Genomic DNA, 13,195 nt, shown 5'->3' with positions numbered 1-13,195 from the left:
GGGCTGGCGTCCGATCGGGTTGCCGGTGTCACAACGTTGTCATCCGACAGCAATTGACGAAGGCAGATTTGGCACAAAACACACATAATGGGGGCAGTGTTCTGCCAGCGGGGAATGAATGTGACCAAGGTGTGGCTACTGCTAATACTTCTGCTGCCTGTCCAGCTCCGGGCTGCCCAGATCCTGGTGATCAGCAGCTACCACCCTGCCAATCTGTGGGATCAGAGCTATAGCGCCAGCCTGAAGGAGCACCTCAAGGGGGATCATCGGCTCAGTTACTTTTACATGGACACCAAGCGCCAACCCAGCCAGGAGCTGGCCCAGATCGCCGAGCGGGCGATGGACACCTACCGGCAGATCAAGCCGGATCTGGTGGTGCTCGGTGACGACAATGCCATCAACGCCCTCGCCCGCCGGATCGCGGTCCAGGGCACCCCGGTGGTGTTTCTCGGCATGAACGAGAACCCTCGCCACAAGGGGCTGGTCGGCCACCCCAACATCACCGGCGTGCTGGAGCGACCGCTGCTCAAACGCAACATCAGCGAGATGAGTCAGATGATGGGCGGGCTCGACAAGGCGCTGGTGCTGTTCGACAACAGCGAGGTCTCGCGCACCGCCATCGAAGATGAGTTCAGCAGCAGCACGGATCAACGGGTGGGCCATACCCTGGTCAGCAACCAGCAGATCGACGACTACAAACGCTGGCAAGAGATAGTGCTCACCAGCCGGGAGCGCGGCTACGGGGCGCTCTTCATCGGCCTCTACCACACCCTGGTGGACGAGCAGGGGGCCCATGTGAGCGAGCAGCAGGTGATCGAATGGACCAACCAGCACAGCCCGGTCCCGCTGTTCTCCTTCTGGGCGTTCTCCGTTGGCAAGGGCAGGGCCATCGGCGGCCTGGTACTCAACGGCCACGCGCAGGGGGAGAAGGCGGCGGAGCTGGTCAACACCATACTGGCGGGCACCACCCCCGGCGCACTGTCCCCCCGAGCCGCCCTGCGCGGTGAATACGTGTTCAGCCGAAACGAGCTGGCACACTGGCAGCTCGAGGTGCCGACCAAGTGGCAAACGAAGATCCTGTGGCACGACTGAACCTTTAAAACGACAAACCCGGCCTGATGGCCGGGTTTGTTTTTGACGCCATGCACCGCCCATCAGGGCTGGATTGCCGCCTGCAACTGCTCTTCGGTCCAGATGGTGATCCCCAGCTCCTGGGCCTTGGCCAGCTTGGAGCCCGCTGCCTCGCCGGCCACCAGCACATCGGTCTTGGCGGAGACGGAACCCGCCACCTTGGCACCGAGCGCCTGCAGCGCCGCCTTGGCGTCGTTGCGAGAGAGCTGGGTGAGGGTGCCGGTCAACACGAAGGTCTTGCCGGCAAACGGCTGCTCGGCGGCTTCCTTCTTCTCGATGGCGGGCCAGTGGATGCCGGCGGCCAGCAAGGCCTCGAGCACCTCGACGTTGTGGGGCTGACGCAGGAAGTAGTAGACGTGCTTGGCCACCACCTCTCCCACATCCGCCACCGCCAGCAGTTGCTCCACGCTGGCGGCACGCAGGGCATCCAGGGTCAGGAAGTGGCTGGCGAGGTTGAGCGCGGTTGCCTCCCCCACTTCGCGAATGCCGAGGGCAAACAGGAAGCGCGGCAAGGTGGTGCTGCGCGCCGCATCGATGGCCGCCACCAGATTGAGCGCGGACTTTGGCCCCATCCGCTCGAGCCCGGCCAGCTGGATGGCGTTGAGGCTGAACAGATCCGCCGGCGTCTTCACCAGCCCCTTGTCCACCAGTTGCTCCACTATCTTGTCGCCGAGGCCGTCCACGTCCATGGCACGGCGGGCGGCGAAGTGCTTGATAGCCTCCTTGCGCTGAGCCTCGCAGAACAGGCCACCGGAGCAGCGGGTCACCACTTCCCCCTCCAGCCGCTCCAGGGCGGAGCCGCACACCGGGCACTGGCTGGGGAACAGGATCTCCCGCGCGTCCACCGGCCGCCTGGCCTCCACCACCGCGACGATCTGCGGGATCACGTCCCCCGCCCGGCGCACGATCACGGTATCGCCGATCATGACGCCGAGGCGCGCTATCTCGTCGGCATTGTGCAGCGTCGCGTTGGATACGGTGACGCCACCGACGAACACGGGTTTGAGCTTGGCGACCGGCGTCACGGCGCCGGTGCGACCGACCTGGAACTCGACGTTCTCCAGCAGGGTCATCTCTTCTTCTGCCGGGAACTTGTGGGCGGTGGCCCAGCGCGGGGCGCGCGCCACGAAGCCGAGCTCCAGCTGCAGCGCTATGTCATCCACCTTGTAGACCACGCCGTCGATCTCGTAGGGCAGCTCGCCGCGACGGGCCAGGATGTCGTCGTGGAAGGCCTGGCAACCGGCGGCGCCCTCCTTGAGTTTCACCTCGGGGCTGAGCGGCAGGCCCCACTCTTTCAGTTGCTTCAGACGGCCGAAATGGGAATTCCCCAGTTCATCACCGCCGATGCCGACCCCGTAGGCATAGAAGCTCAGAGGGCGGTTGGCGGTGATCCGTGAATCAAGTTGACGCAGGCTGCCCGCCGCGGCGTTGCGCGGGTTGACGAACACCTTCTCGCCGGCGGCCAGGGCTTTGGCATTCATCGCCTCGAAGCCGGCCTTGGGCATGAAGACCTCCCCTCTCACCTCCAAACGAGCGGGCCAACCGCTGCCACGCAGGAGGAGCGGGATGGCCTTGATGGTGCGCACGTTCTCGGTGATCTCCTCACCGCTGGCGCCATCCCCACGGGTGGCCGCCTGCACCAGTTGCCCATCCACATAGAGCAGGCTGACCGCCAGGCCGTCGAGCTTGGGCTCGCAGCAGAACAGGAAGCTTATCTCGCGCTTGAGGCGATCGCCCATGCGCTGCTCGAATGCCAGCAGTTCCTCGGCGCTGAACACGTTGTCCAGGCTCAGCATGGGGATCTCGTGACGCACCTGCTTGAAGGCCGCCAGCGGCTGGCCACCGACCCGTACGCTGGGGGAGGCCGGCGTCTTCAGCTCGGGGTGCTCGGCCTCCAACGCGATCAACTCGCGCATCAGGCGATCGTATTCGGCGTCCGGCACAGTGGGGTTGTCCAGCACGTAGTACTGATGACCGTAGTCGGTCAGTAGCTCACACAGTTGACGGTGACGGGAGAGGATGTCGCTCATGGAGAAGTCTCGGACTGTGATTGAAATAAGAAGGTAGCCATACAAACAAAAATGCGGCACCTGGGTACCGCATTTTTAATCTCATCGACCCGCAGCTGCCTTAGTCGCGGCTCGCCTCGTAGGCCGCCAGCTCGTGACGGCAACTGGCGATGTCATCGTCGCTCAAGGGGCTGCGGCTGGCATCGGTCAGCATGGCATCGAGATCGCTCGCCAGCTGGTCCGCTGCCTGCAACATGTGCTCGAATGCAAAGGCCGCGTTGCTGCGCAGGGGCAGTTGCATGAACAGGGAGACACCCGGGGTGCTGAACTGTTCCATGCGGTAAGGATTGAAGGTGCCCGGCTTGACCATGTTGATCATGGAGAACAACACCTCACCCTTGCCACCCAGATCCTCGTGGCGGTGGAAGATGTCCATCTCGCCAAACTTGAAGCCCAGCGCCAGCAGGGAAGAGAGCAGCGTCGCCCCTTGCAGATCGTGACCGGGGCGGGCCATCAGGTTGATGACATAGACATCCTGCCAGATCTTCTCGACCGGCGGCTGTTCGAAGCGAGGCTCTGCCACCATGGGCGCCTCATAGGCAGGCTCGTCGTCATAAGCCGGCTCTTCATAAGCGGGGACCGGCGCCGCGTGACGGGCCTGATGCACGGGGGCAGGCTCACGTGCGCCGAAGGTTGGCGCCTGGGCGTAAGCCGGCTCCATCAGCGGCTCTTCATCGAGCGGCTGCATCATGGGTTCGCGCTGGGGACGGGAGCGGTGCACCGGGGTACGACGGATCACCTGAGCAGGCTTGCGTACCGGGGCGGCAGGCACCTCTTCCAGGGGCTCGGCCGTCGGCGCATCATATTCTTCCTCGTCTTCTTCATAGACAGGAGCTGGCGCAACCGGACGAGCAGCAGGTTTGCGAACCACGGGGGGCGGCAGATCCTCGACCTCATCGTCTTCATCATCGAAGTCGGGAACGGCGGCACGACGGCTGACCTCAGGCTGGCGAGCCTCATCGTTGTGCAGCTTGGGCTCGGCACGACGCCCGCCGCTGACCACACGTACCTGGCCGACGCCATCCTTGTCGAATGAATCGTTGTCGCGTTCCCGTGACTTGGATTCCATCCGGCCCATTGGTTTCTCTTTGATCGGTGCCTGACGGTTTTTTCTGTTGCTCCACAACCCGTGAATGAGCAATGCCGCGATGGCAATTCCGCCCAGGGCAACCAAGATGTAACGCAATTCCTGCATTAGCTGCTTCTCTTTCTAGTTTTGCTCAGCCAAAGCGACGGCTTCACCGATGTCGACCGACACGATGCGCGAAACCCCGGGCTCTTGCATCGTGACGCCTATCAGCTGTTCGGCCATCTCCATGGAGACCTTGTTATGACTGATGTAAACGAACTGTACTGTGCTCGACATCTCTTTGACAAGAGAACAGAAGCGACCCACGTTCACTTCATCGAGCGGTGCATCCACTTCATCCAGCAAACAGAAGGGCGCTGGATTGAGTCTGAAGATGGCAAAAACCAGCGCAAGGGCGGTTAGCGCCTTCTCCCCCCCGGAAAGCAGGGCAATGGTAGCATTCTTCTTGCCCGGAGGTCTTGCCATGATGCTCACTCCGGCCTCCAAAAGATCATCGGACGTCAGCTCGAGCCAGGCACTGCCCCCCCCGAACACTTTGGGGAACAGGGATTTTAAATCTTCGTTGACCTTATCGAAAGTGTCGCGGAAGCGTATTTGTGTTTCTTTATCAATTCTTTTAATGGCTTGGCTCAATGTTTCCAGCGCTTGCTCCAGATCCTGGCACTGGTTTTCGAGATAGGTTGAGCGGGTTTTCGCCTCCTCATACTCTTCCAGTGCGGCCAGGTTGATGGCGCCTAACGCATCCACTTGTGCCTCCAGGGTCTGGATCTCCTGCCGCAGCTTGCCGCGATCGGCGGCGATCAGCACCGCCTGATCGAGATCGATCAGGCGCACGCCCAGTTCCTCGAACTGTTCATGCAATCCCTGACGCCGGGTCAGGTTGCGTTCCCGCTCCAGCCGCAGCGTCGCCAGCTTCTCTTGTATCTGCACGAGCTGCTTGTGATCGGCGCTGCGGGTCTGCTCCAGCTCGCTCAGTTGTTTCTCCAACTCGGCGAGTCGCTGATGGCAAGCCAACTGCTGCGTCTCGAGGTTGCGCTGCTCGCTCAGCAGGGGGGAGATGTCCTGTACAACCTGCGCATCCGGCCCCTTCAGCTCGGCCAGCTCCAACCCGAGCCGCGCCAGCTCCTGCTCACGCAGGGTGATGAGCTGAGACAGATTCTGCTGCTCCAGTTGCCAGCGCTGACAGCTGGCCTGCTGCTGCTCGCGCCGTCCCCGCGCCTCCTCCAGCGCCCGCTCGGCACTGCCGACCCGCTCCTGAGCCAGCAGCAGCGCCTCGGCCAGCGGCTCCCCCTGCTCCTGCAACTCGGCAAGCTGCGCCTCACCCAGCTCGAGCTGCGCCCTGGCCTGCGCCAATCGCTGTGCCTCATCGGCCTGCTCCCTGTCAAGGCGCAGCAGCTCTTCGCCGAGCTGACCGAGCCGTTGCAACCGCGCCTGCCGCTGTCCCTCGCGCAGGCTCCAGGCTTCACGCAGTTGCTGCCATTTCTGCTCCAGCTCGCGCACCCTGTGCTGGCTACCTTCATGGGCCCCATGCAGTTGGGCACGCTCGGCATCGGCCGCACTCAGCCGCTCATTTAACTGGAGCAGCGCCTGTTGGCCCGCCGCCAGCTCGGTATGTAACCGCTCACGTTCACCGAGCAGCCCCAGGGTGCCGAGCGCCCCGCCCTGACCGAGATCGGCCCAGTTCGGGCCAAACCAGTCCCCCGCCGGGGTCAGCAGTGACTCACCGGCCACAAGAGCTGACTGGCGGGCCAGCGCCTCTGCTCTGTCTGCCACCAACCAGATGGCGTTGAGGAAGGCAGGAATGTGCTCGCCCTCCAGCTGCGCCGCCAGGGTGCCGGGCAGCGCAGGCTGGGCCGGCCCAATCCAGAGTCCATCCTGTTCGAGATTGCACTCGTCGGCGGGCAGTGCGGTGAGCCAGCGGCCGAGCACCTTGTCCAATGCCTGGGCCCACTCGGGCGCCACTTGCAGACTGTCCGCCAGGTTGGCCCCCTGCATCTGCTCCCCCAAAATTTGGTCAAGCGTGGTGAGGCGGGCCTCCAGTTCCCGCAGCAAGCCAGTCTGCCGCCCCTGCTGCGCCTTGCCCTCTTCGTGGCGAATCACCGCCGCCTGCCACTGCTGCTCCAGCTCGGCCTGGCGGGCCCGGCCGAGTTCCAGCTCGGCGGCCAGGGCGTCGAGCCCGGACTGCAACGCCTCCACGCCTTCGAGCGGGCCACTCTGTTCGTCTTCCAACTTGAGCCTGGCCAGCCGGGTCTTGGCCTGCAGCTCCTGCAGGCCGTTCACCTCGGCCCGGGTCTGGTTGAGCTGCCCCTGCAACTGTCCAAGCCGCTGCTGCCACTGCTGTTGATGCTGGCGCGCCTGCTCCAGCCCTTCGGAAGCGGCAAGTCGCACCGCTTGCTGGTCGGTGAGCAACTGCTCACACTGCTCGAGCCGCGCGGACTCCAGCTCCCCCTGCAAGGAGCCTTCGACAAGCAGCTCATGCTGGCTCACCAGCTGAGTCTTGATGCCGTCGATCCGCTCGCCAAGCAGAGCGCGCCGGGCCTGCCAGTCACGACCGAGTTCGGTCTGATGGAGTTGTTGCTGTTCGAGCCGGGCGATGGCCTGGCCACCGAGGAAGAGTTGCTGCTGACGGCTGGTCTGCTCGGCCTGGGCCTCCTGGCGGGCCACCGACAGGCTGACGTGGCGCCCCTCGTCCTGGGTGCGCTTCGCATCGAGAGCGGCCAGTGCCTGCTCAGCCTGGGTCAGTTCGGCCTTGGCCTCGCCGAGCCGGGTCTCCAGCGCCCACAGCTCCGAGCCGATGAGCTCGGCCCGGGCCGCGCGGCTGCGCCCCTTGAGCTGCTTGTAGCGCTCGGCGGTCTCGGCCTGGGCCCGCAAGTGTTCGAGGCGTGAACCCAGTTCGCCGCGGATGTCGCCGAGCCGCTCCAGGTTCTCCTGGGTGTGGCGGATGCGCAGCTCCGTCTCCCGCCGCCGCTCCTTGTAACGGGAAACCCCGGCGGCTTCTTCCATGAACAGCTTGAGATCGGCCGGGCGCGACTCCACCAGCCGGCTGACGGTGCCCTGCTCTATGATGGCGTAGCTGCGGGGGCCGAGACCGGTGCCGAGGAAGAGATCGGTGACGTCCTTGCGGCGGCACTTCTGACCGTTGATCTGATAGTGGTTGGAGCCGTCGCGCAGCACTTCCCGGCGCACCGAGATCTCGCTGAAACGGCCAAATTCACCGGGCACCCGGTTGTGGGGATTGTCGAACACCAGCTCCACCGAGGCGCGGCCATGGGCGCTGCGATTGAGGGAGCCGTTGAAGATGACGTCCGTCATGTTCTCGCCCCGCAGATGGCGGGCCGAGCTCTCCCCCAGCACCCAGCGCACCGCGTCGATGACGTTGGATTTGCCGCAACCGTTGGGCCCGACCACGGCGGTCATGTCGGCGCTCAGCTCGATGCGGGTCGGCTCGACAAACGACTTGAAACCGGCGAGTTTGATCAATTTCAGACGCATGAGGGCCTATCTGAGTAACAAAATAAAGGGAGAGGCGGGTTGCCGGCGTGACCGGATCCCACGTTGCATCTGTTGGCAACCCCTGGCCGTCGTCCATCGGCATCCGGCACAGCCGGGTCGGCAGAGGAATGGACAGGCGACTTTACCAAATCAAAGGCTTGTTTGTAATATGCAGGCAGTTTCCCGTTAACAGATGGAGCTCCGATGAGCCAATCCCCCCACATTGCCAAAGATTCAGTCAGCGGCGCAGATTACTTCCTGCGCGGCTTCACGCTCATCCGTCAACCCGGCATCCGCACCTTCGTGCTGATCCCCCTGCTGGTCAACGTCGTGCTGTTTGCCGGCGCCTTCTACGCGCTCTTGCTGCAACTGGACGGCCTGTTCGCCTGGCTGCACCAGCAGATCCCGTCCTGGCTCAGCTGGCTCGACTACCTGCTGTGGCCCATCGCCCTGGTCACCATACTGGTGGTGTTCTCCTTCATCTTCAGCTCGGTGACGAACTGGATCGCGGCCCCCTTCAACGGTCTGCTGGCAGAGAAGGTGGAGCAGGTCCTCACCGGCGAAACCATGAGCGACACCGGCATGCTGGACGTGGTCAAGGACGTGCCGCGCACCTTCGGCCGTGAGTGGACCAAGCTGAAGTACTACCTGCCCAAGGCCATCGGCTGCCTGATCCTGTTCCTCATCCCGGTGGTGGGCCAGACGCTCGCCCCCGTGCTCTGGTTCCTGTTCAGCGCCTGGATGATGGCGATCCAGTATGTGGATTACCCGTTCGACAACCACAAGATCGACTTCATCACCATGCGCGACGCCCTCAAGCAGCGCCGTGGCAAGTGCCTGAGCTTCGGTGCCCTGGTCACCCTCTTCTCCGCCATTCCGGTGGTGAACCTGTTCGTGATGCCGGTCGCCATCTGTGGCGCCACCGCCATGTGGGTGGATCAATACCGAGCCGAACAGCTGCGCCGCTAGGCCGGCTTTGAGATAACCAAAAACGGGGGCGAAAGCCCCATTTTCATTACTTAATCTAATGCCAATATGAGATAGCTTGTCCAGCCAGCACAGGCTTGTTAGGATGCGGGCCTTTCTCGCACCCTGGGATATCTCATGTTACATGCACTCTTCTTGCTCGGCCTGGTGGCCGAAGGGATGACTGGCGCGCTGGCGGCGGGTCGGCGACGGATGGATCTGTTTGGCGTGGTGATCATCGCCTCGGCGACCGCCATAGGTGGCGGCACCATCCGGGATGTGCTGCTGGGGCACTACCCCCTGCTCTGGGTAGAGCACCCCGAATACGTGCTGCTGGTGGCCGGCGCCGCCATGGTGGGCGTCATCTCGGCGCCGCTGATGCGCTATCTCGGCAAGCTGTTCATGGCGCTCGATGCGCTGGGGCTGGTGGTGTTTTCCATCTTCGGTGCGGCCCGGGCGCTGGAGATGGGCCACGGGGCCGGCATCGCCTGCATCATGGCGGTGGTGACGGGGGTCTTTGGCGGAGTATTGCGCGACTTGTTGTGCCAGCGTATTCCGCTGGTGTTTCGCCGCGAGCTCTATGCCGCGGTGTCGCTGGTGACGGCGGCCCTGTACTGTTTCGCACTGGATCAGGGCCTGCCCAATGACTGGGCCGCCTTCGGTGCGATCGGCATCGGCTTCGTGTTGCGGTTGCTGGCGGTGCGCTTCAAGTGGGGATTACCCACCTTCAACTACCAGTACGCCACTCACTGAGCGCGCCAATTTCTGGCGATTCTGAATGGATCACGACCAACAAAAAAGCGCCTTCAGGCGCTTTTTTGTTGGGGGTCACAATGAAAAACTGGCTCAGTTGATCCCTTCCGAGCTGAAGAAGGTGGCCTTGTCGGCGATGAAACGGACCTGGATGTTCTTGCCCTCACCGCCCCAGATGCAGCTGGTGGTACCGAGCGCATCGTCGCAGCGCTCCGCCTTGCCAAGGACGGTGCTCGCCTCGGCGTAGCTCATGCCCATCTTCAGCTTGTCGTAGTTCTCCCGGTTCAACTTGCTGCAACCGGTCAGTAGCAGGGCGATCAAGCCCCCGATCAGAATCTGCTTCATCTGCTTCTCCTCTGGCTAGAGACCAGAGCCTAGCAGCTGGCACCCGTTCATTGCCAGTGCCAACCAGCTACGAACGGGGCCTTCATCAGAGTCTGTGACACTATCCCTTGGGTCAGACAACACCAGGGACTACCAGCTACGAACCGGGCCGGTATCGAGGTGCACGAAGTTATCCGACGGATAGTAACCCACCCCGCCGACCTTGAGGTTCAGGGCCGCCTTGCGCAAATGTGCCAGCTGTACGCCGGGGATGCGCACGTCCACCGCCTGCCCCAGGGTGTGATAGCTGTGCTTGGCGACGCCCCGGCTCTTGCGACGCTTCTGGTTGTTCGTCTGGGGAGAACGATAACCTGAGATAAGCTGGATCTCGCCCTGGCGGCCCAGCTTGTGTTGCAACAGAAACAGCTGATCGAACAGCTTCTTGTCGATGTTGAACACCTCGTTGCGACGGTAGTCGCGGAAGATATGGTTGAGCTCGGCCAGACCGTCGCTCAGGTAACGCCCATTCTCCCAGTAGCTGGCCTGCACCCGCTCGCCGGTATTGAGGTTGAAGAAGCTGAGTTCACGCCCCGAGGTACTGCGGCTCGCCATGGCCGGGAACGACAACAGGCTGGCGCCCATCAGGCAACCGGCTCCCAGTAGCAGACGGCGTCGGCTTATCTCTTGTTCAAGCATCTGTCCGTCCATCGCATAGTTAAGTAAAACTGATGAGTAAATTTGATACAGACGTCTGAAACTACCTGTCGATAAAAGCCCTGTCAAACCGCAAACGCCCATAGAAAAGCCCGGCATGAGCCGGGCTTTTCACTCTGTGGCGAGGATCACAACAAGCGGCTCTGGAAGCTAACCCGATCGAAACCATAGATGTCATTGCGCAGTTGCTGGCGCCCCTCCTCGTCGATCCAGCTGCTCCAGTAGACGGTGAACACCGGGATCGGGCTGGTCAACGGCAGCCACTTGGTCTGGCTCTCCTTCAGGATGTTGGCGACCTTGTCCGGCTGGTAGCGGGAGTCCGCCAGCAACAGCTCGGCCAGATCGTCTGCATGTTCGACCCGAATACAGCCGGAACTGAAGGCCCGCGCCCCCTGCTCGAACAGCGCCTTGCGCGGCGTCGAGTGCAGGTAGATGGCATCGTTGTTAGGCAGATAAAACTTGTAGCGACCCAGCGCATTGTGATCGCCGGGCTTTTGCCGCAGCCGATAGGGGAAGCCCGAGGCCAGCGCCTGATGCCAGCCATCTTCACTGAACTGCACCGGATTGCCCTCCCCATCGATCACCTCGAACTGCTCCCGATCGAGGTAAGCCGGATCCCGCCCCAGCTTAGGCAGAATGTCCTTGCTCAGAATGGAGCGCGGCACGTGCCAGGCCGGATTGAGCACGATGGAGCGGATCTCGCTGGCGAGGATCGGGGTGGCCCGCTGCTCTTTGCCAACGATGACCCGGCTGGTGAAGACCTCGTTGCCGGACTCCACCACGCTCAGGCGGTAATCCGGGATATTGACCAGCACATAGCGACCGGCCAGGTGATCCACCAGATCCCGGCGCCACAGGTTGCGCAGCAGCAGGCTGGCGCGCACTTGCGGTCCGGTGTTGAGCCAGGAGCGGGTCTGACGGCCAATGATGCCATCGGCGGTCAGGCCGTGGCGGCGCTGGAACTGCTTGATGGCCGCTTCGGTGTCCGCGTCATAGATGACCTCCTCATCACCGCCCGTGGCACCGTCCCCCAACGCATTGAGGATGGCGCGGATCTGGCCGAGCTCGGCCGAGCTCTCGCCGGAGCGCAGGGTGGGTATGTCCAGATTGGGCCAGTGCTTGGCCATGGGCATGGCCAGCAATTTGCGCACTTCCTCGCGCACGGCTTCGTACTCGGCGACCTGGGGCCTGAGCTGCTTGACCTGATCCAACAGGTTGTCGCCCACCGGCTCATGGACCAGAGGCTTGGTCAAATCCAGCTTGAGAGTCTGCATCTGCTCACGGGCGACCAGATCCATGGCACGCCAGGCTTGCTGAAAACGGGCCAGCTTGCCAAAGGCTTCATCGTAGAGCGCACCGCGCCGCTCGGCGGGGGTCTTCTGCAACTGTTGCCAGAGCCGGTAGAAATCCGGGTGCAACTGGGCCAGCACCGCCTCCTGCAACTGGCTCTCCAGCTCGTGGCGCGCCAGCTCCGCGGAGCTGTTCTGATACCAGTCGTGCTGGACGCTGGGACTGGCCATCACTATCTGTTCTGCGCTGGCATGCGCCATGCCTGCGGGCCAGCAACCCAGCCAGATAAGATTCGCCAATGCCAACCAATACTTCTTACCCATGCTTACCTCAAATCGGTTCACTTCGGCCTGTCAGGCGCAACGGTCAGAAACCCATGATGCGTGAATGGCGTTGAGTTTGCTAGCATGCGGGCGCGCAACGGTGCCAGATAGGCGCCTGCTCGCCCCCCTTGCCGGGAGTGCGAGAACGGGGAGACCGTCGAGATCCCGTATCGTCTGACGACGGGACGCACCATTTTATCGGCAACCAAGAGCAAATGACGACAGATCCTGCCACAGCAATGTGCAATATCAGTCATTTGCCTGATAGGATCGGGACCTCACGAAGGGCCGTGGTCGGCGTCAGACCCCGCATATTGTGCTCACCAGCCGAAGATCCACAGATGCCAAAGGCATTTGGTGAGCAGGGGTATTGGGGTTAATATCTGAGCAAATATATTTTTGTGATCTACTATGCTTTTTTTGCAATTGGATTAGCATATGCGCGAAATCTGCCTACCCATCCGTCAGGCGTCGAGTGAGTAATATGACCTACAAAAAGTTTGGTTTTCTGGCTGCCATCCTGGCACTGAGCGGTTTTTATCTTTACACCCTCTATCTGGCCGCTCACCCCAACGTGAGCCTGGCTTACAAGCTCTATTACCTGGAAGGCAAGACCCGCTTCTGGGAGCACAACTCCAGCATGACCTACCAGCCGGGCAACGAACTCAACCTGACCAAACCGAGCCGCTTCCTCTCCAGCGAAGGCTGGGCCAAGAAGCCGAGCGCCGAAGGTACCGAACTCAGCGGCCAGGGTGGCCTCTATTTCGTGCTGCCCAAGCAGCAGGCCCAACCGGAGCAGCTCACCATCCAGGCCAGGATCAGCAGTCCACAGGCGGGTACCCTGCTCAAGGTGGCCCTGGGTCATGACTTCACCACCACGGTCAAGCTGGCCAAGGCGGGCATCAACGAGATCCGTCTCAACCTGCCGGGCGAGTCCCTGACTGCCGATCCCAAGCGCCCCAATTTCCTGGCCCTGTCCGCTCCGACGCCGCTCAACGTCCAGTCGGTGCGCCTGACCGTCGCCCAGTGAAGCTAAAAACTAA

At 62.5% G+C, this 13,195-nt stretch carries 10 protein-coding genes; 4 read left to right on the top strand and 6 right to left on the bottom strand.

Annotation, left to right across the window (positions count from 1 at the left end; all coding sequences use genetic code 11):
- The first annotated feature begins 87 nt into the window (after positions 1 to 87).
- A complete protein-coding gene (locus tag ACZ9IL_RS01560; RefSeq protein WP_476001908.1) occupies positions 88 to 1,092 on the top strand; it encodes an ABC transporter substrate-binding protein in 1,005 nt (334 codons plus the stop codon).
- Positions 1,093 to 1,154: 62 nt separating this feature from the next.
- Here the strand turns inward: ACZ9IL_RS01560 and ligA are convergent, their stop codons facing one another.
- The 3 genes from ligA to ACZ9IL_RS01545 form a co-directional block, all read right to left on the bottom strand.
- Positions 1,155 to 3,161, bottom strand: coding sequence for an NAD-dependent DNA ligase LigA (gene ligA / locus ACZ9IL_RS01555; protein WP_476001907.1), 2,007 nt, complete (start codon positions 3,159 to 3,161; stop codon positions 1,155 to 1,157).
- A 100-nt stretch (positions 3,162 to 3,261) separates the two neighbouring features.
- A complete protein-coding gene (gene zipA / locus ACZ9IL_RS01550; RefSeq protein ID WP_476001906.1) occupies positions 3,262 to 4,395 on the bottom strand; it encodes a cell division protein ZipA in 1,134 nt (377 codons plus the stop codon).
- A gap of 15 nt (positions 4,396 to 4,410) precedes the next feature.
- The gene (locus tag ACZ9IL_RS01545) at positions 4,411 to 7,782 is read right to left on the bottom strand and encodes an AAA family ATPase (protein ID WP_476001905.1); all 3,372 of its coding nucleotides are present in this window, start codon (positions 7,780 to 7,782) and stop codon (positions 4,411 to 4,413) included.
- A 204-nt stretch (positions 7,783 to 7,986) separates the two neighbouring features.
- On the opposite strand from ACZ9IL_RS01545, the gene cysZ reads away from it, so the two are divergent.
- Together cysZ and ACZ9IL_RS01535 are read left to right on the top strand one after the other, a co-directional pair.
- On the top strand, positions 7,987 to 8,751 hold the full coding sequence (gene cysZ / locus ACZ9IL_RS01540) for a sulfate transporter CysZ (protein ID WP_476001904.1): 765 nt from the start codon (positions 7,987 to 7,989) through the stop codon (positions 8,749 to 8,751).
- Positions 8,752 to 8,886: 135 nt separating this feature from the next.
- Positions 8,887 to 9,501, top strand: a complete 615-nt coding sequence (locus ACZ9IL_RS01535) for a trimeric intracellular cation channel family protein (RefSeq protein ID WP_476001903.1) — start codon at positions 8,887 to 8,889, stop codon at positions 9,499 to 9,501.
- 93 nt (positions 9,502 to 9,594) lie between these two features.
- Here the strand turns inward: ACZ9IL_RS01535 and ACZ9IL_RS01530 are convergent, their stop codons facing one another.
- The 3 genes from ACZ9IL_RS01530 to ACZ9IL_RS01520 form a co-directional block, all read right to left on the bottom strand.
- Positions 9,595 to 9,846: a DUF3862 domain-containing protein gene (locus ACZ9IL_RS01530; RefSeq protein WP_476001902.1), complete on the bottom strand. Its 252-nt coding sequence runs from the start codon at positions 9,844 to 9,846 to the stop codon at positions 9,595 to 9,597.
- A gap of 129 nt (positions 9,847 to 9,975) precedes the next feature.
- On the bottom strand, positions 9,976 to 10,521 hold the full coding sequence (gene mepK / locus ACZ9IL_RS01525) for a peptidoglycan L,D-endopeptidase MepK (protein WP_042639648.1): 546 nt from the start codon (positions 10,519 to 10,521) through the stop codon (positions 9,976 to 9,978).
- A 146-nt stretch (positions 10,522 to 10,667) separates the two neighbouring features.
- Positions 10,668 to 12,152, bottom strand: a complete 1,485-nt coding sequence (locus ACZ9IL_RS01520; protein WP_476001901.1) for a L,D-transpeptidase family protein — start codon at positions 12,150 to 12,152, stop codon at positions 10,668 to 10,670.
- Between the two features lie 484 nt (positions 12,153 to 12,636).
- Here ACZ9IL_RS01520 and ACZ9IL_RS01515 point away from each other — a divergent pair, with 484 nt between their 5' ends.
- Complete coding sequence (locus ACZ9IL_RS01515) at positions 12,637 to 13,182, top strand: hypothetical protein (protein ID WP_476001900.1); 546 nt, start codon at positions 12,637 to 12,639, stop codon at positions 13,180 to 13,182.
- Positions 13,183 to 13,195 lie beyond the last annotated feature (13 nt).

It is taken from the genome of Aeromonas sp. TECH754 (assembly GCF_056279295.1).
Note: the sequence above shows the minus strand (reverse complement) of the source record. Positions and strands in the feature narration are given on the sequence as shown.

Bases quoted from the DNA above. Each gene is read 5' to 3' on its own strand.
- ligA (WP_476001907.1), bottom strand. From the start codon at position 3,161: ATGAGCGACATCCTCTCCCGTCACCGTCAACTGTGTGAGCTACTGACC.
- ACZ9IL_RS01530 (WP_476001902.1), bottom strand. From the start codon at position 9,846: ATGAAGCAGATTCTGATCGGGGGCTTGATCGCCCTGCTACTGACCGGT.
- zipA (WP_476001906.1), bottom strand. From the start codon at position 4,395: ATGCAGGAATTGCGTTACATCTTGGTTGCCCTGGGCGGAATTGCCATC.
- cysZ (WP_476001904.1), top strand. From the start codon at position 7,987: ATGAGCCAATCCCCCCACATTGCCAAAGATTCAGTCAGCGGCGCAGAT.
- ACZ9IL_RS01520 (WP_476001901.1), bottom strand. From the start codon at position 12,152: ATGGGTAAGAAGTATTGGTTGGCATTGGCGAATCTTATCTGGCTGGGT.
- ACZ9IL_RS01515 (WP_476001900.1), top strand. From the start codon at position 12,637: ATGACCTACAAAAAGTTTGGTTTTCTGGCTGCCATCCTGGCACTGAGC.
- ACZ9IL_RS01560 (WP_476001908.1), top strand. From the start codon at position 88: ATGGGGGCAGTGTTCTGCCAGCGGGGAATGAATGTGACCAAGGTGTGG.
- ACZ9IL_RS01535 (WP_476001903.1), top strand. From the start codon at position 8,887: ATGTTACATGCACTCTTCTTGCTCGGCCTGGTGGCCGAAGGGATGACT.
- mepK (WP_042639648.1), bottom strand. From the start codon at position 10,521: ATGCTTGAACAAGAGATAAGCCGACGCCGTCTGCTACTGGGAGCCGGT.
- ACZ9IL_RS01545 (WP_476001905.1), bottom strand. From the start codon at position 7,782: ATGCGTCTGAAATTGATCAAACTCGCCGGTTTCAAGTCGTTTGTCGAG.